Genomic DNA, 20492 nt, shown 5'->3' with positions numbered 1-20492 from the left:
TGTCGTTTTTATTGCATATGCGAATGTGCGGCCGGGTAGTGATCAGGATGAATGCATGCGTTATTCGGCTTATCAGCTTCTAAAACAGGCGTTTTCAGGCAATCGCCATTGGCAGCCGGTGTGGCGGACGCCGGAGCCGAAACCACATTATGACGTGATCATCGTCGGCGGCGGTGGACATGGCCTGGCAACTGCCTATTACCTCGCCAAGGAATTCGGCATTACCAATGTCGCAGTGCTGGAAAAGAGCTATATCGGCTCCGGCAATGTCGGCCGCAACACGACGATCATCCGTTCCAATTATTTGCTGCCCGGCAACGAACCCTTCTACGAATTCTCGATGAAGCTGTGGGAAGGGCTTGAGCAGGATTTCAATTATAACGCCATGGTGTCCCAGCGCGGCATCGTCAATCTGTTCCATTCCGATGGCCAGCGCGATGCCTATGCCCGGCGCGGCAATGCCATGCGCATGCACGGCGTCGATGCGGAACTGCTCAATCGCGAGCAGGTCCGCCGGATGATGCCCTATCTGAATTTCGATCATGCCCGCTTTCCGATCCTCGGCGGCCTTTTGCAGCGCCGCGGCGGCACGGCGCGGCACGATGCGGTTGCCTGGGGCTATGCGCGCGGCGCCGACAGCCGCGGGGTCGATCTCATCCAGCAATGCGAGGTGATCGGCATTCGCCGCGACGAGGGCGGTGCTGTGACGGGGGTCGAAACCAACCGCGGCTTCATCGGCTGCAACAAGCTGGCGCTTGCGGCCGCAGGTCATACGTCGATTCTCGGCAATATGGCTGACCTGGAGCTGCCGATCGAAACGCATGTGCTGCAGGCTTTCGTTTCCGAAGGGCTGAAGCCTGTTATCGACAATGTCATCACCTATGGCGCGGGACACTTCTATATATCCCAATCCGACAAGGGCGGCTTGGTCTTCGGCGCCGATATCGATTACTACAGCTCCTATGCGCAGCGCGGCAATCTCGCCACCGTCGAGCATACGATGGAGGAGGGGGTGGCGCTTATCCCCGGTCTGTCGCGCGTGCGCGTGCTGCGCACCTGGGGCGGCGTCATGGATATGAGCATGGACGGCTCGCCGATCATCGATCGCACGCCCATCGAAAATCTCTATCTGAACTGCGGCTGGAACTATGGCGGCTTCAAAGCGACGCCGGCCTCGGGCTTCTGCTTCGCGCATCTGATCGCCAGGGGCGAGAGCCACGATGTCAGCCGCCTTCTGCGGCTTGACCGTTTCGAGCGCGGCTTTGCGATCGACGAAGGCGGCAAGGGTCCGCAGCCGAACCTGCATTGAGGGCACAATACCAATGGCAAGCTTGATCAACTGCCCGCATTGCGGCGTGCGACCCAAGGAAGAATTCTCCATTCGCGGTTCGGCCTCCGTTGTCCGGCCGGCGCCGACCGCGCCGGATGAGGACTGGAACCGCTACGTCTTCATCCGCGATAACGAGCGCGGCCGGATTGAGGAATATTGGCATCATAGCGCCGGATGCCGCCGCTGGCTGGTCGTCGAGCGCAGCAATGTCACGCATGAGGTCTTTTCCGTTACCGATGCCGAGGACAAGGCAAAGGAGGCGGCGCGATGACCTCTTATCGTCTGTCGAGCGGCGGTCTCGTCAATCGCAGCCGCCCACTGTCTTTCCAGTTCGACGGCAAGGAAATGAAGGGTCTGGAAGGCGACACACTCGCCGCCGCCCTGCTCGCCAATGACCAGATACTGGTTGGCCGCAGCTTCAAATATCATCGACCGCGCGGCATCCTGACGGCCGGTTCGGCGGAGCCCAACGCGCTCGTCACCATCGGCAAGGATGGCCGTACCGAGCCAAATACGCGTGCTACCGTCGCCGAACTCTATCAGGGCATGAGTGCGGTGAGCCAGAACCGCTGGCCGTCGCTGAAGTATGATTTTGGCTCGATCAATGGGGTATTCTCACCCTTCCTCGGGGCTGGCTTCTACTACAAGACCTTCATGTGGCCGGCTGCATTCTGGGAAAAGGTCTATGAGCCGCTGATCCGGCGTGCTGCCGGCCTTGGCAAGGCGGTCATGCAGGCCGATCCGGACCGTTACGAGAAGGCCTGGGCGCATTGCGACCTGCTCGTGATCGGCTCCGGTCCGGCGGGCCTGATGGCGGCTCTGACCGCCGCCCGCGCCGGCTTGCGTGTCGTATTGGCCGACGAAGGCTTTAGACTTGGCGGCTCGCTATTGTCGGAAAAGCTGACGATCGGCGGCGCTTCCGCTGATGTTTTCGTGCAGGCAACGCTTGAGGAATTGCAGAGCTTCGAGAACGTCACCTTGATGCCGCGTACCACCGTATTCGGTTGGTATGATGGCAATGTTTTCGGTGCCGTCGAGAAGGTGCAGAAGCATGTGGCGATGCCATCGGCCGACCTGCCGGTGGAGCGGCTCTGGCGCATCGCCGCCAAGCGCGCCATCCTTGCCTCGGGCGCCGAAGAGCGACCGCTGGTGTTCGGCGGCAATGATCGCCCGGGCGTGATGATGGCCAGTGCCATGCGCAGTTATCTCAATCGCTATGGCGTCGTTGCCGGGCAGAAGGTTACCGTCTTCACCAATGGCGGCTCCGGATACCGAACTGCCGCCGATCTCGCCGCTGCAGGCGTGGAGATTTCGGCAATCCTCGACACGCGAGCCGCGTCGGCCGATGTTGCTCCTCAAGGCGTGCGCGTGGTTCATGCGGCAAGCGTCCACGCGACCAAAGGCAAGTATCGCATCAGTGGCGTCATTGCAGACCGCGGCGGGCTGGATGAGCTGATCGCCTGCGATGCGCTGGCCATGTCGGGTGGCTGGTCACCGATCATCCATCTTGCCTGCCAGCGGGGTGCCAAGCCGGTCTGGTCCGACGAGAAGCAGGCCTTCATCGCACCGATCATCTCTGGCGAGCTGGAGATTGCCGGTTCGGCTGCGGGTATCGAGAGCGTTTCCGGCTGCCTCGCCGATGGCGCGCAGAAGGCGCGAGGGGTCATCGAAAGCCTGGGCCGCACGGCTCATGCGGAAGATTTGCTTGAAGTTGATGGCGAGTACGATCCATCCTTCGCGGCGATCTGGCATGTGCCGGGCGCGAAAGACAAGGCATTCGTCGACTTCCAGAACGACGTCCATACCAAGGATCTTGGCCTCGCGCTGCGCGAAGGCTTCGGCCATGTGGAGCATGCCAAGCGCTATACGACAAGCGGCATGGCGACGGACCAGGGCAAGCTTGGCAATGTCAACGCCGCCGGCATCATCGCCGGCATGCGCGGCATCAGCCCGGCCGCCGTCGGCACCACGACATTCAGGCCCTTCTACACGCCAGTGTCCTTCGGTGCGCTGGCGGGAACCGCACGCGACAAGCATGCGCAGCCGGTTCGGGAATCGCCGCTGCATGGATGGGCGAAGAAGAATGGCGCGAGCTTCGTCGAGGCCGGCCTCTGGTATCGTTCGTCTTGGTTTGCCCGACCGGGCGAGAAGGGCTGGCGCGACAGTGTGGACCGCGAAGTCCTCAACGTCCGCAACAATGTTGGGATCTGCGACGTGTCGACTCTCGGCAAGATCGAGATTTTCGGCAAGGATGCGGCTGAGTTCCTCAATCGCCTCTATTCCAACGCCTTCCTGAAACTACCGATCGGCAAGGCGCGCTATGGCTTGATGCTGCGCGAAGACGGCATGGTTTTCGATGACGGCACGACGAGCCGGCTGACGCCTGACCATTTCTTCATGACGACCACGACGGCGATGGCCGGCGAAGTGATGACGCATATGGAATTCTGTGCGCAGACGCTTTGGCCGCAACTCGACGTTCGCTTCGTGTCCTCGTCCGATCAATGGGCGCAGATGGCGATTGCCGGCCCGAAGGCGCGGCTGGTGCTGGAGCAGATCGTGGAAGACGATATCTCCGACGCGTTCTTTCCCTTCCTTGCTGCAGCCGAAATCATGCTGAAGGGTGGGCTCAGGGCACGCCTGTTCCGCATCTCTTTCTCGGGCGAGCTCGCCTATGAACTAGCGGTGCCGGCCGGCTATGGCGAGGCGGTGGCTGATGCCATCATGGAAGCCGGCAAGGCGCATGGCATCTGCCCCTATGGCGTCGAAGCGCTCAACGTGCTGCGTATCGAGAAGGGGCATGTCACCCATAACGAACTCGATGGCCGCACCACGCCTGACGATGTCGGGCTTGGCCGCATGATGTCGACGCAGAAGCCGGATTTCATTGGCAAGCGGCTATCTACCCGCTTCGGCCTGACTGCCGCCGACCGCGGCCAGCTTGTGGGCTTGAAGCCGATCGATACGGCCAAGGAAATTCACGCCGGCGCGCATATTTTGAAGGAAGGCGCGAGACCTTCGACGGTGAACGATCAGGGGCATGTTTCCTCAGCGTGCTTCTCGCCGACGCTCGGCCATTCCATCGCGCTCGCTTTCCTGAAGTCGGGCCGGGAACGCATCGGCGAGCGCGTGGTCGTCTGGGACGGATTGCGGGGTGAGGAAGTGGCGGCGGAGGTTTGCAGCCCTATTTTCGTTGATCCCGACAACAAGAAGCTTTTGGGGTGATGGATTGATGAGCGTCGCGTTTCAGAACAGGCATGTACTGGAAGATCATATTTCCGGCTTCGAGGCTGCCGCAAATCCGAATCATCTCGCCGTCGTGCGTCATCCGGCCATCTTCTCTGTGCTCGCCAGGGCCGGCGATCAAGACGGTATTCTGGCAAGCCTGAAGGCATTGAAGGATGTATCGGTTCGCGATGTCGGACCGAGGGAATGGTTCGTGGTATCGGAGACGCTCAGCGCCGATAGCGTCGCGCGGGATCTCTTCACGCTCGATCCCGCCCGGACCTCCTTCTTCGAGCAGAGCGACGGTCGCGTGCTGCTTCGCATCTCCGGCCCGAGCGTTCGCCGTATCCTTGCCAAATGCGTGGCTGTCGATCTGCATCCGCAGGTCTTTGCCGAGGGGCAGTCGGCCAACATGCTGTGCTGCCATGTCAGCGTCAATGTTGCCCGGACCGGTCCGGATCATTTCGAAATCATCGTGCCGCGCTCCTATGCCGGCAGTGTCTTCGAAGAGATCATGGAGATGGGGCGGGAGTTCGCGCTCACGGCCGGTTTCGCCGACTGAAAAGCCTCGTGGCGGCGGAGGTCGAGCGCCTTGCCGACCGGCCGTTGCCGTCGATAGCCGATGGCGCGATCCGAACAATTGCGATGGCGCAAACAGACATATTGGTTTCGCAGTTCGGGCTATTTGGTCTCTCGGATAGTCTCTAGGTTTCCTCTCAAATACGGTCGGTCGCGCGGGAAGACACCCGGCGGCTTCGTGCCGAAAACAGGGGATTCCCAATGAAAAGCCATGCCAAGGTCGTCGTCATCGGTGGCGGTGTCGTCGGATGTTCGGTGCTCTATCACCTGACGAAATTCGGCTGGACCGATGTCGTTCTGCTGGAGCGCTCCGAGCTGACATCCGGCTCGACCTGGCATGCGGCCGGCGGCATGCATACGATCAATGGCGATCCGAACGTGGCTAAGCTGCAGAAATATACGGTCGAGCTCTATAAGGAGATCGAGGAATATTCCGGCCAGGACATCGGCCTGCACCTCACCTCCGGCCTGATGCTGGCGGCCACCCCGCAGCGCTTCGACTGGCTGAAATCCATTCTCGCCAAGGGCCGCTACAATGGCCTGGAAGCGACGCTGCTGACGCCGAAGGAAGCGCATGAAATGATGCCGCTTCTCGATCCTGATCAGTTTGTCGGCGCGCTTTACGACCCCGTCGAAGGCCATCTCGACCCCTATGGCACCACGCATGCCTATGCTCGCTCGGCCAAGAAGAACGGTGCGGAAATCTACCTGCATACCAAGGTGGAAGAGCTGGTACAGCGCGAGGATGGTTCCTGGCGTGTCATCACCAACCAGGGCGAGATTATCGCCGAGCATGTCGTCAACGCCGCCGGTCTCTGGGCGCGCGAAGTCGGCCGTATGGTCGGGCTGGAGCTGCCGGTGCTCGCGATGGAGCATATGTATCTGATCACCGAGGACATGCCCGAGGTCATCGACTTCAACAAGACGACGGGCAAGGAGCTGATGCACTGCGTCGACTTCGACGGCGAGATCTATCTGCGCCAGGAGCGGCAGGGCATGCTGATGGGCACCTATGAAAAGGCCTGTCGCCCATGGTCGCCGGTAACGACGCCCTGGGATTTCGGTCACGAGCTGCTGGCCGAGGATATCGAGCGGATCACGCCGGAACTGGAAGTCGGCTTCCGCCATTTCCCGGCCTTCAACAATGCCGGCATCAAGAAGATCATCAACGGCCCCTTCACCTTTTCGCCTGATGGCAATCCGCTTGTCGGCCCCGTGCGTGGCTTGAGGAACTATTGGTCGGCCTGCGCCGTCATGGCCGGCTTCAGCCAGGGCGGCGGTGTGGGGCTCGCACTCGCCAACTGGATGATTTACGGCGATCCGGGCTTCGACGTCTTCGCCATGGACGTTTCGCGCTATGGCGACTACGCGACGCTCGCCTATACGAATGCCAAGGTACGCGAGAACTATGCTCGCCGCTTCTCGATCCGCTATCCCAACGAGGAGCTGCCGGCAGCACGTCCGCTGCTGACAACGCCGATCTACGACAAGCTGAAGCAGGCCGGCGGCGTATTCGGCGCTTATTATGGTCTCGAGCAGGCCCTGTGGTTCGCGCCGCAGGGCGAGGTCGACCAATTCTCCTGGCGCCGCTCCAACGACTTCGATGTCGTCGGGGCCGAAGCAAAGGCGGTGCGCGAGAGCGTCGGCCTGATGGAGACCTCCGGCTTTGCCAAATATTCGATTAAGGGACCGGGGGCGGAAGCTTTCCTCGATCGGCTGTTGAGCTGCCGCATTCCGGCCATTGGCCGGATGACGCTGGCACCGATGCTGAAGCACGACGGCAAGCTGATCGGCGATTTCACGCTGGCGAAGCTGGGCGAGGGGGATTTCCTTCTCATCGGCTCCGGCATTGCCGAAGCCTATCACATGCGCTGGTTTGAAGGACTGCTGCCGAAGGACGGCTCGGTTCGGCTCGAAGCACTCGGTCTTTCGCTCCTCGGCCTGTCGATCGCCGGTCCGAACGCCCGCAAGCTGCTGCAGAAGCTGACCCATCAGGATCTCTCGACCGCCGCCTTCCCGTTCATGTCCATTTGCCGCATGGATATCGGCATGGCGCCTGCGATCGTCGGCCGCGTTTCCTATACGGGCGACCTCGGCTATGAAATCTGGATGAAGCCGGAGCATCAGCGCTATATCTTTGACCTTCTGATGCAGGAAGGTGCCGAGTTCGGCATCCGGCTCTTTGGGCTGAGAGCGCTGAATGCGCTGCGCCTCGACAAATCCTATGGCAGCTGGGCGCGTGAATACCGACCACTCTATGGGCCGTTCGAGGCCGGCCTCAACCGATTCGTGGCGCTGTCCAAGGAGGCCGATTTCATCGGCAAGGCGGCCGCCGCCAAGGAAAAGGCGCAGGGCGGCACGTTGCGCCTGCGGACCTTCATCCTCTCGGCCAGGGATGCCGATGTCATCGGCGATGAGCCGATCTATCACAACGGTGCGGTCTGTGGCTGGGTGACGTCAGGCGGCTATGCGCATGCTTCCGGTCTTTCCGTCGCTGTGGGCTACGTGCCGAAGGAAATCGCCGGCGAGGTGCAAGGCTGGTCGATCGAACTGCTCGGCGAGCTCTTGCCGGCAAGGCTGCAGGCCGAGCCGCTGTTTGATGCGGATGGTGCCAGGATGCGGGCGTAAAGTCGCGGTTCAGGCGATCACTATGGCGGGCCTGACGAGGCCTGCCTCTGACAAGAGCTCTTCAGAGTGCAGGCGCCGCTTCACGGTTTTGGCTAATTTTGAGCCATGGCCTGCCGCTTTCGTGTCATTTTTGGTCGGATTCGCATCAGCGCACGGCGATTTGAAAAGAATTTGTCAATTTCTCGCCTTTTTGGCTTCACATTTCCTTCGAAACCAGTATGGAATCGCGCCCATAGGCCTCTAGAAGGAACCTAAAAAAGCAATAAGAGATGCGGTCGTATGACGCCGCATCCAGGGGAAATGATATATGGATTATTTTATCCAGCAGCTCTTAAACGGGCTGACTCTCGGGTCGATCTACGGCCTGATCGCCATTGGTTACACCATGGTTTACGGCATCATCGGCATGATCAACTTTGCCCACGGTGATGTGTTCATGCTCGGCGGTTTCGCCGCTCTTATCACATATCTCGTTCTCATTTCGCTCTTTGCTGGCCTGCCGGTCGCGATCATGCTGCTTGTCATGCTGATCGTCGCCATGCTGATGACGAGCCTGTGGAACTGGGTGATCGAGCGGGTAGCTTATCGGCCGCTGCGCGGATCGTTCCGCCTCGCGCCGCTCATCACGGCAATCGGCATGTCGATCGTTCTGTCGAACTTCATCCAGGTTGCACAGGGCCCGCGCAACAAGCCGATCCCGACGCTGGTGGGCGATGTCTACAATTTCGGCGGCGTCTCGCTGTCCCTGAAGCAGATCATCATCTTCATCATCACCGTCGTGCTGCTCGCCGCCTTCTGGTACATCGTCAACAAGACGGCGCTTGGGCGTGCCCAGCGGGCGACCGAGCAGGATCGCAAGATGGCGGCGCTGCTCGGCATCAATGTCGACCGCACCATCTCCATCACTTTCATCATGGGTGCGGCACTCGCTGCTGTCGCCGGCACGATGTATCTGATGTATTATGGTGTCGCCAACTTCACGGACGGTTTCGTGCCGGGCGTCAAGGCTTTCACGGCGGCGGTTCTGGGCGGCATCGGCTCGCTTCCGGGCGCTGTTCTCGGCGGCCTGATGATCGGCTTCATCGAGTCCTTCTGGTCTGGCAATTTTCCCATCGCGTATAAGGATGTCGCCACGTACGGCATCCTTGCCTACGTGCTGATCTTCAAGCCGACGGGTATTCTCGGTCGGCCGGAAGTCGAAAAGGTATAACGCCATGGCAAATTCAAACTTCGTTGCAGGCAAGACCGCGCCCGGTCTTGTCCAGAAGGGGATTACGGACGCCCTCTGGACCGCTGTCATATCCTTCGGCATGTTCGTCCTCTATATCGGTCTCAAGACCGATCAGAATATGGACAACAAGCTGATTATCGTGCAGCGCTGGGGTCTTCTGGCGATCATTGTCGCGATCGCTACCGTCGGCCGCTTCATCATGACGGTCTTCGTCCAGCCTTATCTGGCAGCGCGAAAGGCAGCCAAGGCCAAGGTCGTGCAGGTAGAGGGCGAACAAAGCTTCGTCTCCAAGCATTTCAACAAGATCGCCCTTGTGTTTCTGCTGATCTATCCGATAGCGGCGGTGGCAATCCTCGGCCCGCAAGGGGCGCTGACCTATGTCGACAATTTCGGCATCCAGATCCTCATCTACGTGATGCTTGCCTGGGGTCTGAACATCGTCGTCGGCCTCGCCGGTCTGCTCGACCTGGGATATGTCGCCTTCTATGCGGTCGGCGCCTATTCCTATGCTCTACTGTCGATGCATTTCGGCCTATCCTTCTGGCTGCTTCTGCCGATTTCGGGCATTCTGGCAGCGCTTTGGGGGATGGTCCTGGGCTTTCCGGTGCTGCGCCTCAGGGGTGATTACCTGGCAATCGTGACGCTTGCCTTCGGTGAAATCATCCGCATCGTGCTGACCAACTGGACCGATGTGACGCAGGGAAGCTTCGGCATCTCCAACATCACCAAGGCATCGCTTTTTGGCCTGTATACCTTCGATATGAAGGATCCGCACAACTTCGTCCGCAGTTTCGGTCTGCCGATCTCGTCGGCCTGGTACAAGGTTTTCCTGTTCTACGTGATCCTGCTGCTCTGCATGCTGACCGCCTATGTCACCATCAGGCTGCGCCGCATGCCGATCGGACGTGCGTGGGAAGCATTGCGTGAGGATGAAATCGCCTGCCGTTCGCTTGGCATCAATACGGTGACGACGAAGCTGACGGCTTTTGCCACCGGCGCCATGTTCGGTGGCTTTGCCGGCTCCTTCTTCGCGGCACGTCAGGGTTTCGTCTCGCCGGAATCCTTCGTGTTCCTCGAATCCGCTGTGATCCTCGCTATCGTCGTTCTCGGCGGCATGGGGTCGCTGAAGGGCATCGCGATTGCCGCGATCGCCATGGTTGGCGGCACCGAATTGCTGCGCAACATGAGCTTTCTCAAGACCGGGCTGGTCTTCGGCGATACGACGATCATTCCCGGTTTCGGGCCGGACTTTACACCGGAACTCTACCGCATGCTGATCTTCGGCCTCGCTATGGTGGTCGTTATGATCTTCAAGCCGCGCGGCTTTGTCGGCACGCGCGAGCCGACCGCTTTCCTCAAGGAGCGAAAAGCGGTTTCAGGCAGCTTTACCAAGGAGGGCCACGGCTGATGAACGCTGTGACCGCAAACCCCAGCGACGTCCTCTTGAAGGTCGACCACCTGTCAATGAAGTTCGGCGGCCTGATGGCGATCAACGACTTCTCGTTCGAGGCCAAGCGTGGCGATATCACCGCGCTGATCGGGCCGAACGGCGCCGGCAAGACGACCGTGTTCAACTGCATCACCGGCTTCTACAAACCGACGATGGGCATGCTTACGCTGCAGCAGAAGAGCGGCAAGGAATATCTCCTGGAACGGCTGCCGGATTTCCGGATCACGCGCGAAGCCAAGGTGGCGCGTACCTTCCAGAATATCCGTCTGTTTTCGGGCCTCACGGTGCTCGAAAACCTGCTGGTGGCGCAGCACAACAAGCTGATGCGTGCCTCCGGCTACACGATCCTCGGCCTGCTCGGCATTGGTCCCTATCGAGCCGAAGCGAAGAATGCGATCGAATTGGCGCGCTTCTGGCTCGAAAAGGCCGATCTCATCGATCGCGCTGACGATCCTGCAGGCGACCTTCCCTACGGCGCGCAACGCCGCCTGGAAATCGCTCGTGCCATGTGTACGGGGCCGGAACTGCTTTGCCTGGACGAGCCGGCTGCCGGTCTCAATCCTCGCGAATCTCTGGTTCTCAACGAATTCCTTCGCAGCATCCGCAAGGACACCGGCACATCGATCCTGCTGATCGAACACGACATGTCCGTGGTCATGGAAATTTCCGACCATGTCATCGTGCTCGAATATGGGCAGAAGATCGCCGATGGCACGCCGGATGAGGTCAAGAATGATCCTCGCGTGATTGCCGCCTATCTGGGCGTCGAGGATGAGGAAGTGGAAGAGGTGATTGCCGAAGTCGAGCACCTCCAAGAGGGTGAACATTGATGGCGGGGCAACCACTTCTCAAAGTTGCGGGTGTCGAAACCTATTACGGCAATATCCGCGCCCTTGCCGGCGTCGATATCGAAGTCAATAGCGGCGAGATCGTCAGCCTGATCGGCGCCAACGGCGCCGGCAAATCGACGCTGATGATGACGATCTGCGGCAGCCCGCAGGCGCGCACCGGTTCGGTCACCTTCGACGGCCGCGATATCACGCGCATGCCGACGCATGAGATCGCGCGGCTTCGCATCGCGCAGTCGCCCGAGGGTCGGCGCATCTTTCCGCGCATGACCGTCTATGAAAACCTCCAGATGGGCGCGAGTCTCGACAAGCTCAAATATTTCAACGAGGACGTCGAGAAGATCTTCACGCTCTTCCCGCGTCTGAAGGAGCGCCAGTCGCAGCGCGGCGGAACGCTTTCGGGCGGCGAGCAGCAGATGCTGTCGATCGGCCGCGCACTGATGGCGCGTCCCAAGCTGCTGCTGCTGGACGAACCCTCGCTTGGCCTGGCGCCGCTGATCGTCAAGGGCATCTTCGAAGCCATCAAGGTTCTGAACCAGACCCAGGGGCTGACCGTGTTCCTCGTCGAGCAGAACGCCTTTGCGGCGCTCAAGCTTTCCGACCGCGCCTATGTGATGGTCAACGGCCGGGTGACGATGAGCGGTTCCGGCAAGGAACTGCTCGCCAATCCGGAGGTGCGTGCCGCCTATCTCGAAGGCGGTCACCATTGAGTTTCGTTTCGCGGAGAATTTGAGATGCAGGGACTTCTCTTCGACACCGATACCGGCGGGCGCATGGTCATCCGCGCTGTTATCGTCATTCTCGGTTTCTGGACCGCATGGCGCGCTGGCCGCGCCGTTGCATCCAGCTGGGAAACCTATCCGCTTGTCGTCATCTACAGCTTTCTGATCGGCCTTGGCCTGCAGTTTCTGCACCATGCGCTGTTCAATGGCCCGGTTTTCGACGTCACCATCTATATCATCGATGTCGTGCTTCTGCTTGTTTTTGCGACGGCGGGATACCGGTATCGACGTACCGATCAGATGGTGAATAATTATTACTGGCTCTATGAAAAGACCTCGGCCTTTTCGTGGAAGAAGAAGAATTGACAGTGCGCCTAAACTAGGCACAGTCTGCGTACAACCAAGAGCGTCACCCAGCCCCATAAAAACAGACGGGAACGGGCAGGGGTCATGCTTCCAGAGTTCGGAATGCAAGCGTTACCGGCGTGATGATTGGTGGGTATCGCGCAGGGCAGATCAAACGGAACCCGCTTAAAAATTGGGAGTAATAATATGAAGAAGTATCTTCTGTCGGCGGTGGCCTTGTCGGCGATGATCGCTTTCGGCGGCGTTGCGAAGGCCGACATTATTGTTGGCGTCGGTGGTCCGTTGACGGGCCCGAATGCTGCGTTTGGCGCGCAGCTTCAGAAGGGTGCAGAACAGGCAGCTGCAGACATCAATGCGGCCGGCGGTATCAATGGCGAAAAGATCAAGATCGAACTCGGCGACGACGTCTCCGATGCCAAGCAGGGCGTTTCGGTCGCAAACAAGTTCGTCGCTGACGGCGTGAAGTTCGTTGTCGGTCACTTCAACTCGGGCGTTTCCATCCCGGCTTCGGAAGTCTACGCCGAAAACGGCATCCTGCAGATCACGCCCGCTTCGACGAACCCGAAGTTCACCGAGCGCGGCTTGTGGAACACGTTCCGTACTTGCGGTCGTGACGACCAGCAGGGCGAAGTTGCCGGCAAGTATATCGCCGACAATTTCAAGGGCGCCAAGGTTGCCGTCGTTCACGACAAGACCCCGTATGGTCAGGGCCTGGCCGATGAAACCAAGAAGAACCTCAACGCCGCCGGCGTGACGGAAGTTCTTTATGAAGGCATCACCCCCGGCGACAAGGACTACTCGGCCCTGATCGCGAAGATGAAGCAGGCTGGCGTCGACTTCGTCTACTACGGCGGTCTGCACACGGAAGCTGGCCTCATCATGCGTCAGATGGCTGACCAGGGCGTGAAGGCTCACTTCATGTCGGGTGACGGTATCGTCTCGAACGAGCTGGCGTCGATCGCCGGCGACGCCGTCGACGGCACGCTGATGACCTTCGCGCCGGATCCGCGCAAGAACCCGGCTTCCGCCGATCTCGTCGCCAAGTTCCGCGCTGCCGGCTACGAGCCGGAAGGCTACACGCTGTACTCCTACTCGGCTCTGCAGGTTATCGCTGCCGCCGCCAAGGCTGCCGGTTCCAACGATCCGATGGCTGTTGCCGACGCGCTGAAGGCAAAGGGTCCGTTCAAGACCGCAATCGGCGACCTCGGCTTCAACGCCAAGGGCGACATCACCCGTCCGGACTACGTCATGTACAAGTGGTCCAAGGGCTCCGACGGCAAGTACAACTACGCCGAAATTTCGAAGTAAACTTTGCGACGCCGGTTTCCGGCATCAGCAAGATTTGGGAAGCCCGGCCACTGGTCGGGCTTTTTCATATCTGCGATATCGGTTCGCCATTTCCTTCATGCCGAAGCTGCTTTAAGTCTCCCCTGTATCGGCAGGAGGATCACAGCATGAGCAAACCCCGTATTCTCGTGACCCGGCGCTGGCCGGCTGCGGTCGAGGCGGTGCTTTCGGAGCGTTTCGACACCACTTTGAACAGGGATGACGCAGCACTCGATGCGGGGCGGCTGCGCGAGGCGCTGCTCACTTATGATGCGGTCCTGCCGACGGTTTCCGACAAGCTTCCGGCCGCGCTTTTCGAGGGGGCGATCCGCTCAAAGATCCTTGGCAATTTCGGTGTCGGCTTCAACCACATCGATATCGCTGCTGCCAAGGAAAAAGGCGTAACCGTCACCAACACGCCGGGCGTGCTGACGGATTGCACGGCTGATATCGCCATGTTGCTGCTCCTCTCCGTTGCCCGACGCGGCGGCGAAGGCGAGCGCGAGGTTAGAGACGGCGCCTGGACCGGTTGGCGGCCGACGCATCTCGTCGGCACGAAGGTGACGGGCAAGACTGTCGGCATCATCGGCTTCGGCCGTATCGGTCGTGCCTTCGCGCAGCGCTGTCACTTCGGCTTCGGCATGGATGTCGTTTTCTATAATCGCTCGGCAATAGATCCGATGGAAGCTTCGCGCTATGGCGCCATGCAATTGCAAACCGTCGAAGATGTTCTGGAAGTCTCCGACTTCGTCTCGCTGCACTGTCCGGGCGGCGCCGAGAACCGCCATCTCATGAATGCGGCTCGTCTCGCAGCCATGAAGCCCGGCTCTTTCCTAATCAACACGGCAAGGGGCGATGTGGTCGACGAGGCGGCGCTGATATCGGCATTGGAGCAGGGAACGATCCGCGGTGCCGGTCTTGACGTCTATGAAGCGGAGCCGCACGTTCCCGAACAGTTGCGGAAGTTGGAGAATGTCGTGCTTCTGCCACATCTCGGCAGTGCCACTGAAGAGACGCGCACGGCCATGGGCATGAAAGTCGTCGACAATATCACCGCCTTCTTTGCCGGGCGGGAGCCGTCGGACCGCGTAGTCTAGGCAGAAACACAGAAACCCAGACTGTGATACGACGTTGCCGGACAGGCGGCGCGTCCAAGAGGTGGCGGCGTCAATCACTTGAAGTGCTGTCATATGTGCCGTTTTCCGGCAAGGAGGAACAGTGTCTGAGAATGACTATGATGCGTTCGCAGCCGCCTATCAGGCCGACAATGAGAACAATGCCTGGAATGCTTATTACGAGCGACCTGCAATTCTCTCTCTCGCCGGTGACGTTGCCGGACTTCGCGTTCTCGATGCGGGTTGCGGAGGTGGGGCTCACGCCGCCGCCCTCGTCGATCGGGGAGCAGTTCTGACCGGCGTCGATGCGAGCGCGGGCTTGCTCGAAATCGCACGGCGCCGCCTGGAAGGGCGGGCGCGATTATTGCTGGCCGACTTGAACGAGCGATTGCCTTTTGAAGACGGCGCCTTCGATTTGGTCATGGCCTCCTTGGTCATGCATTATCTGCACGATTGGTCGCGGCCTCTTTCGGAATTCAGGCGTGTCTTGTCCGATGGCGGCCGCCTGATTTTTTCGACGCATCATCCGTTCATGGATCATGATCCGGCCAGCGGTGAAAGCTATTTCGAGACCTATAATTTCAGCGAGACGTGGCATCGCGGCGGCAAGGACATCACCATGCGATTTTGGCATCGGCCGCTGCATGCCATGTTCGATGCGTTGAGATCGGCCGGATTTCGGATCGATATCGTGAGCGAGCCGCAGCCAGATCCCAGGGTCAGCACTCTTTTCCCCGACGCCTACAAGAGCCTGACGACCAAGCCGCGCTTCCTCTTCTTCTCGGCCGTGAAAGGGTAGATGCGCTTCGCAGGGAGAGCTTTGTGTCGACCTGCTGCCGATACCTGTTCAGCCCACTGAAACTCACTGCCTTTCTTTTCGGCGTTTGACGAAAAATGCGGCTGATGTGGCCGGTTTCAGGCCGACATCGCGGGAGATCGCATAAGGCACAGGAATTGCTTGCATTTATTCCTTGCCGGGCTTCAATGGCCGGGCTTTGGCATGACGTGATGTGTGGAGAGGCTGATGGCAATGATGGCGGCAGGCACGAGACCGCAGCGGGCGCGGGGTCGCGGCCATCTTGCGGCGAAGTCGCTTGGCGGCCGTACGCGCCTTGCCGAGCTTTTCCAGGAAGGAGCGGCCAAGATCAGGCTGCCGGAAACTTTCGATCATTCGATGGAGGCGGTCATCATCAACACCGCCGGCGGTCTCACCGGCGGCGACCGGATGGATTGGAGTGTCGTTGCCGGGCCGGGCACGCGCATCGACGTGACGACACAGGCTTGCGAGAAGATCTACAAGGCTTCGATGGGCACGGCTGAGGTTGAAACCTCGATCAAGATCGGTAGTGGCGCTCGGGTCGATTGGCTGCCACAGGAAACCATCCTGTTCGATCGCGCCTCGCTTTCACGTGCATTGAATGTCGAGCTTGACGAAACGGCCGAATTCCTTGCTGTCGAGGCGATCCTGCTCGGGCGGAAAGCCATGGGCGAGGCGATGGAGCAGGGGCTGTTTCGCGACCGCTGGCGCATCCGCCGCGGCGGGCGGCTGCTCCATGCCGAGGAGCTGCGGCTGGGTGGTGATGTGGCTGCATTGACGGCGAAAATGGCGGTGCTTGACGATCAGGTGGCCTTTGCGACCTTGCTCTATGTCGGCCCGCTGGCCGAGACCTATCTCGGCCGGATCAGGCCGCTCCTCGAAAACCATATGGCAGGCGCCAGCCACTGGGGCGAGAAGCTCGTCGTGCGGCTCGCCGCCGCCGATGGCTTCGCGCTCAGAAAAATTCTCATTCCGATCATTTCCGCCTTGCGCGACGGAGCGCCCGTGCCGAAAGTCTGGAATCTGTAAATTGAGCAAACAGCAATCACATAGGTAGGCGATGAACCTCACTCCGAGAGAAAAAGACAAGCTGCTGATTTCCATGGCGGCGATGGTGGCGCGGCGGCGGCTGGAGCGTGGCGTCAAGCTCAATCATCCCGAAGCCATCGCGCTGATCACGGATTTCGTGGTCGAAGGCGCGCGCGACGGCCGTCCGGTCGCCGAGTTGATGGAGGCTGGTGCCCATGTCATCACCCGTGATCAAGTGATGGAGGGAGTGGCCGAGATGATCCATGATGTTCAGGTCGAGGCGACATTTCCCGACGGCACCAAGCTCGTGACCGTCCACGAACCCATCCGGTGACGTTGCCATGCTGGAGCTGAGGCCTAATTGCGAATGCTGCGACAAGAGTTTGCCTCCGGAAAGCAAGGAGGCGATGATCTGCACGTTCGAGTGCACCTTCTGCGCCGATTGTACCAATACGGTGCTGGACGGCGTCTGCCCGAACTGCGGCGGTGACTTCGCGCGGCGTCCCATCCGCCCGGCGGCGTTGCTCGCCAAATATCCCGCTTCGACCAAGCGTGTTCTGAAAGCTGAGGGATGCGAGCCCGTCCGGGCCGCATGAGGAGAGAACCATGATCCCAGGTGAAATCATTGCCGCAAGCGGCGACATCGAACTCAATGCCGGAGCGCCGACCGTGACGCTTGAGGTTTCCAATACCGGCGATCGGCCGGTGCAGGTCGGGAGCCATTATCATTTTGCCGAGACGAATGCCGGGCTTTCTTTCGATCGCGACAAGGCAAGGGGCATGCGGCTCGACATTCCCGCCGGAACAGCCGTGCGCTTCGAGCCGGGGCAGACACGCTCGGTAACGCTGATCCCGCTGTCGGGCAAGCGCGAAGTCTACGGCTTCCGTCAGCAGGTCATGGGCAAGCTGTAGCTTCTGGGGGATGTTGATGAAATTGTTTGTGCCCGCCGTAGCTCTTGCTGCAGCTATGATCTGTGGTCCTGCCTTTGCGCAGAACAATTCGGATGAACCGAAGATCGATTGCGCGAAAGCGGAGGCGCAGACGGACCTGAATATCTGCGCCGCGCTCGATTTCGACGCGGCCGACAAGGCGTTGAATGCGCAATACAAGAAGACGCGCGCGGCGATGGTCGCCATCGACGCGGATCTCGACAACAACATGAAGGGCGCCGAAAAGGCGCTTATCAAGGCGCAGCGAGCCTGGGTGGATTATCGCGACGGCGAATGCGAGGCCCAAGGGTTCCAGGCGCGTGGTGGCTCCATGGAGCCCATGCTCGTCTCCGGCTGCAAGGCGGACCTGACGAAGAAGCGGACCAAGGAATTGAAGGACCTCGCCGATGGACCGGAGGGCAACCAGTGAGTTCCAGGCGTAGCGTAATGATTGTCGGTAATGGTGAGGTTGCGGCAGGTGCCTCAGCCGTCATCGATGCCGCCGATCTTGTGATCCGTTTCAACGATTGCCGCTCGATGGGGGCCGGCGGCAGCCGGACCGACGTCGTTGCGGTGTGCAATACCGGCCGGCCGGCGCGCGCCATGCTCGGCTCGGCCGAATGGCGCAAGAGCCCTGCCGTTGCTTCCGCATCCGAGATCTGGAGCGTGCGCGATCCGGTCAAATTCGCGGCGCTGCGCGCGCCGCTGGCGATCTCGCATCCGGAACTCGACGATTTCTGCGACGACTATACCGACCAGTTCACCGCCTTCTGTCAGGCAACCGGCAAGCGGCATGTCGTGATCGGTCAATCCATTCACGAAGGCGTCGATGCGGCACTCGCAGAGCATGATCCCGGCTCCTACGTTGTGCCGAGCAGCGGCATGATCGTGATTGCCGATGTGATGGCGCGTTATTCCGACGACGATATCGCCATTACCGGTTTCAGCCACACGGGCTGGGAAGAACATCCCTTCGCCGCCGAGAAACGGCTGGTGGACGCCTACATATCCCTCGGCCGCCTGAGGCGACTTGCCGACACGAACCTCCTCTCTGCCTCCCAAGGAGATTGATTGATGCCCTACAGGATTTCCCGCGCCGCCTATGCCAACATGTTCGGACCGACCGTCGGCGACAAAGTGCGTCTGGCCGACACCGAATTGTTCATCGAAGTGGAGAAGGATTTCACCACCTATGGCGAGGAGGTGAAGTTCGGCGGCGGCAAGGTCATTCGCGACGGCATGGGGCAAAGCCAGGTGACGCGAGCAAATGGCGCGGTCGATACCGTCATCACCAATGCGCTGATCCTCGACCATTGGGGGATCGTCAAGGCAGATATCGGTTTGAAGGACGGCCGCATTGTCGCGATCGGCAAGGCCGGCAATCCGGACATGCAGCCCGGTGTCAACATCATCGTCGGACCCGGCACGGAAACAATCGCCGGCGAGGGCAAGATCGTCACCGCCGGCGGCATGGACAGCCATATCCATTTCATCTGCCCGCAGCAGATCGAGGAAGCGCTGATGTCGGGTATCACCACCATGCTTGGCGGCGGCACCGGGCCGGCGCATGGAACGCTGGCAACAACTTGCACGCCCGGCCCCTGGCATCTGGCGCGCATGATCGAATCCTTCGACGCTTTTCCGATGAATATCGGCCTCTCGGGCAAAGGCAATGCGTCTTTGCCCGCTGCCTTGGAAGAGATGGTGCTCGGCGGTGCCTGCTCACTCAAGCTGCATGAGGACTGGGGCACGACGCCGGCGGCGATCGACTGCTGCCTCAGCGTTGCCGACGAATACGATGTGCAGGTGATGATCCACACGGATACGTTGAATGAAAGCGGCTTTGTGGAAGATACGATCGGTGCCATCAAGGGTCGCACCATTCACGCCTTCCACACGGAAGGCGCGGGCGGTGGCCATGCGCCCGATATCATCAAGATCTGCGGCCAGTCGAACGTCATTCCGTCTTCGACCAATCCGACGCGGCCCTATACGGTTAATACGATCGCAGAGCATCTGGACATGCTGATGGTCTGCCATCACCTATCGCCGTCGATTCCTGAGGACATTGCCTTTGCCGAAAGCCGTATCCGTAAGGAGACGATCGCCGCGGAGGATATTCTCCACGATATCGGCGCCTTCTCGATCATTTCATCCGACAGCCAGGCCATGGGCCGCGTCGGCGAAGTGGCGATCCGCACCTGGCAGACCGCCGACAAGATGAAGCGCCAGCGCGGCCGCCTGGCGCAGGAGACCGGAGACAACGACAATTTCCGTGCGAAGCGCTACATCGCCAAATATACGATCAATCCGGCGATCGCGCATGGCGTCAGCCACGAGGTCGGTTCGATCGAGGTCGGAAAGCGTGCCGATCTGGTACTCTGGAATCCAGCCTTCTTCGGCGTGAAGCCGGAGATGGTATTGATCGGCGGCTCCATCGCGGCTGCTCCCATGGGCGATCCGAATGCCTCGATCCCGACGCCGCAGCCGATGCATTATCGGCCGATGTTCGGCGCTTATGGCAAGAACCGGACGAATTCCTCTGTGACCTTCGTTTCGCAGGCGGCGTTCGATGCCGGGCTTGCCGGCAAGCTCGGCGTTGCCAAGGCGCTGCTGCCCGTCAAGAACACGCGCGGCGGCATTTCCAAGGCATCGATGATCCACAACAGCCTGACGCCGCATATCGAGGTGGACCCGGAAACCTATGAAGTGCGGGCCGATGGCGAGCTTCTGACCTGCGAGCCGGCAACCGTGCTGCCGATGGCGCAGCGCTATTTCCTTTTCTGAGGATATTTCGGACGCAGATTATCGGCAGATATGAAAACCCCGGTTTTCCGGGGTTTTCTTATGCTGCGCACTGGGCGCAGCAATATCAATGACATGGCATGGTGGCTTG

The 20492-nt window shown here is 60.2% G+C and carries 20 protein-coding genes; all 20 read left to right on the top strand.

What is annotated here, in order from left to right:
- Window positions 1–55 precede the first annotated feature (55 nt).
- The 20 genes from AC13RC_RS21865 (at window position 56) to ureC (ending at window position 20383) form a co-directional block, all read left to right on the top strand.
- Entirely contained in the window at window positions 56–1309 is a 1254-nt protein-coding gene (locus AC13RC_RS21865; protein WP_113330426.1) for a sarcosine oxidase subunit beta family protein, read from the top strand.
- Window positions 1310–1322: 13 nt separating this feature from the next.
- Window positions 1323–1601, top strand: a complete 279-nt coding sequence (locus tag AC13RC_RS21860; RefSeq protein WP_113389063.1) for a sarcosine oxidase subunit delta — start codon at window positions 1323–1325, stop codon at window positions 1599–1601.
- Window positions 1598–4555 (top strand): sarcosine oxidase subunit alpha family protein, encoded by a 2958-nt coding sequence (locus tag AC13RC_RS21855; RefSeq protein WP_488558381.1) that lies wholly within the window; start codon window positions 1598–1600, stop codon window positions 4553–4555. Before AC13RC_RS21860 ends, AC13RC_RS21855 begins: the two co-directional genes overlap by 4 nt.
- A 7-nt stretch (window positions 4556–4562) precedes the next feature.
- Window positions 4563–5117, top strand: a complete 555-nt coding sequence (locus AC13RC_RS21850) for a sarcosine oxidase subunit gamma (RefSeq protein WP_488558380.1) — start codon at window positions 4563–4565, stop codon at window positions 5115–5117.
- Between the two features lie 218 nt (window positions 5118–5335).
- Window positions 5336–7762 (top strand): GcvT family protein, encoded by a 2427-nt coding sequence (locus tag AC13RC_RS21845; protein ID WP_488558379.1) that lies wholly within the window; start codon window positions 5336–5338, stop codon window positions 7760–7762.
- Between the two features lie 307 nt (window positions 7763–8069).
- Window positions 8070–8972, top strand: coding sequence for a branched-chain amino acid ABC transporter permease (locus AC13RC_RS21840; RefSeq protein WP_069611711.1), 903 nt, complete (start codon window positions 8070–8072; stop codon window positions 8970–8972).
- 4 nt (window positions 8973–8976) lie between these two features.
- On the top strand, window positions 8977–10401 hold the full coding sequence (gene livM, locus AC13RC_RS21835; RefSeq protein WP_113330250.1) for a high-affinity branched-chain amino acid ABC transporter permease LivM: 1425 nt from the start codon (window positions 8977–8979) through the stop codon (window positions 10399–10401).
- Window positions 10401–11273 carry an ABC transporter ATP-binding protein gene (locus tag AC13RC_RS21830; RefSeq protein WP_069611709.1) on the top strand — a complete coding sequence of 291 codons (873 nt, stop codon included), beginning with the start codon at window positions 10401–10403 and terminating at the stop codon, window positions 11271–11273. The genes livM and AC13RC_RS21830 overlap by 1 nt, the downstream gene beginning before the upstream one ends.
- The gene (locus tag AC13RC_RS21825; RefSeq protein ID WP_069611708.1) at window positions 11273–12001 is read left to right on the top strand and encodes an ABC transporter ATP-binding protein; all 729 of its coding nucleotides are present in this window, start codon (window positions 11273–11275) and stop codon (window positions 11999–12001) included. The genes AC13RC_RS21830 and AC13RC_RS21825 overlap by 1 nt, the downstream gene beginning before the upstream one ends.
- Before the next feature lie 24 nt (window positions 12002–12025).
- Window positions 12026–12379 carry a DUF6867 family protein gene (locus AC13RC_RS21820; RefSeq protein ID WP_095435603.1) on the top strand — a complete coding sequence of 118 codons (354 nt, stop codon included), beginning with the start codon at window positions 12026–12028 and terminating at the stop codon, window positions 12377–12379.
- Window positions 12380–12565: 186 nt separating this feature from the next.
- On the top strand, window positions 12566–13687 hold the full coding sequence (locus tag AC13RC_RS21815) for a branched-chain amino acid ABC transporter substrate-binding protein (RefSeq protein WP_095435602.1): 1122 nt from the start codon (window positions 12566–12568) through the stop codon (window positions 13685–13687).
- A gap of 146 nt (window positions 13688–13833) precedes the next feature.
- Window positions 13834–14802 carry a 2-hydroxyacid dehydrogenase gene (locus AC13RC_RS21810; protein WP_488558378.1) on the top strand — a complete coding sequence of 323 codons (969 nt, stop codon included), beginning with the start codon at window positions 13834–13836 and terminating at the stop codon, window positions 14800–14802.
- 121 nt (window positions 14803–14923) lie between these two features.
- A complete protein-coding gene (locus tag AC13RC_RS21805) occupies window positions 14924–15619 on the top strand; it encodes a class I SAM-dependent methyltransferase (RefSeq protein WP_113351606.1) in 696 nt (231 codons plus the stop codon).
- Between the two features lie 225 nt (window positions 15620–15844).
- Window positions 15845–16666: an urease accessory protein UreD gene (locus AC13RC_RS21800; protein ID WP_488558377.1), complete on the top strand. Its 822-nt coding sequence runs from the start codon at window positions 15845–15847 to the stop codon at window positions 16664–16666.
- Window positions 16667–16697: 31 nt separating this feature from the next.
- Window positions 16698–17000 carry an urease subunit gamma gene (locus tag AC13RC_RS21795; RefSeq protein WP_092712060.1) on the top strand — a complete coding sequence of 101 codons (303 nt, stop codon included), beginning with the start codon at window positions 16698–16700 and terminating at the stop codon, window positions 16998–17000.
- Between the two features lie 7 nt (window positions 17001–17007).
- Window positions 17008–17262 carry a DUF1272 domain-containing protein gene (locus AC13RC_RS21790; RefSeq protein WP_488558376.1) on the top strand — a complete coding sequence of 85 codons (255 nt, stop codon included), beginning with the start codon at window positions 17008–17010 and terminating at the stop codon, window positions 17260–17262.
- Between the two features lie 10 nt (window positions 17263–17272).
- Window positions 17273–17578 (top strand): urease subunit beta, encoded by a 306-nt coding sequence (locus AC13RC_RS21785; RefSeq protein ID WP_112503616.1) that lies wholly within the window; start codon window positions 17273–17275, stop codon window positions 17576–17578.
- A gap of 16 nt (window positions 17579–17594) precedes the next feature.
- Window positions 17595–18026 (top strand): lysozyme inhibitor LprI family protein, encoded by a 432-nt coding sequence (locus tag AC13RC_RS21780; protein ID WP_488558375.1) that lies wholly within the window; start codon window positions 17595–17597, stop codon window positions 18024–18026.
- A gap of 17 nt (window positions 18027–18043) precedes the next feature.
- Window positions 18044–18667, top strand: a complete 624-nt coding sequence (locus AC13RC_RS21775) for a Urease operon accessory protein (protein WP_113330245.1) — start codon at window positions 18044–18046, stop codon at window positions 18665–18667.
- Between the two features lie 3 nt (window positions 18668–18670).
- Window positions 18671–20383, top strand: a complete 1713-nt coding sequence (ureC, locus tag AC13RC_RS21770) for an urease subunit alpha (RefSeq protein WP_113330244.1) — start codon at window positions 18671–18673, stop codon at window positions 20381–20383.
- Window positions 20384–20492: the final 109 nt, after the last annotated feature.

Source organism: Martinezella sp. CNPSo 3890, assembly GCF_057784455.1.
This window is presented reverse-complemented; position numbering and strand designations above follow the sequence as displayed.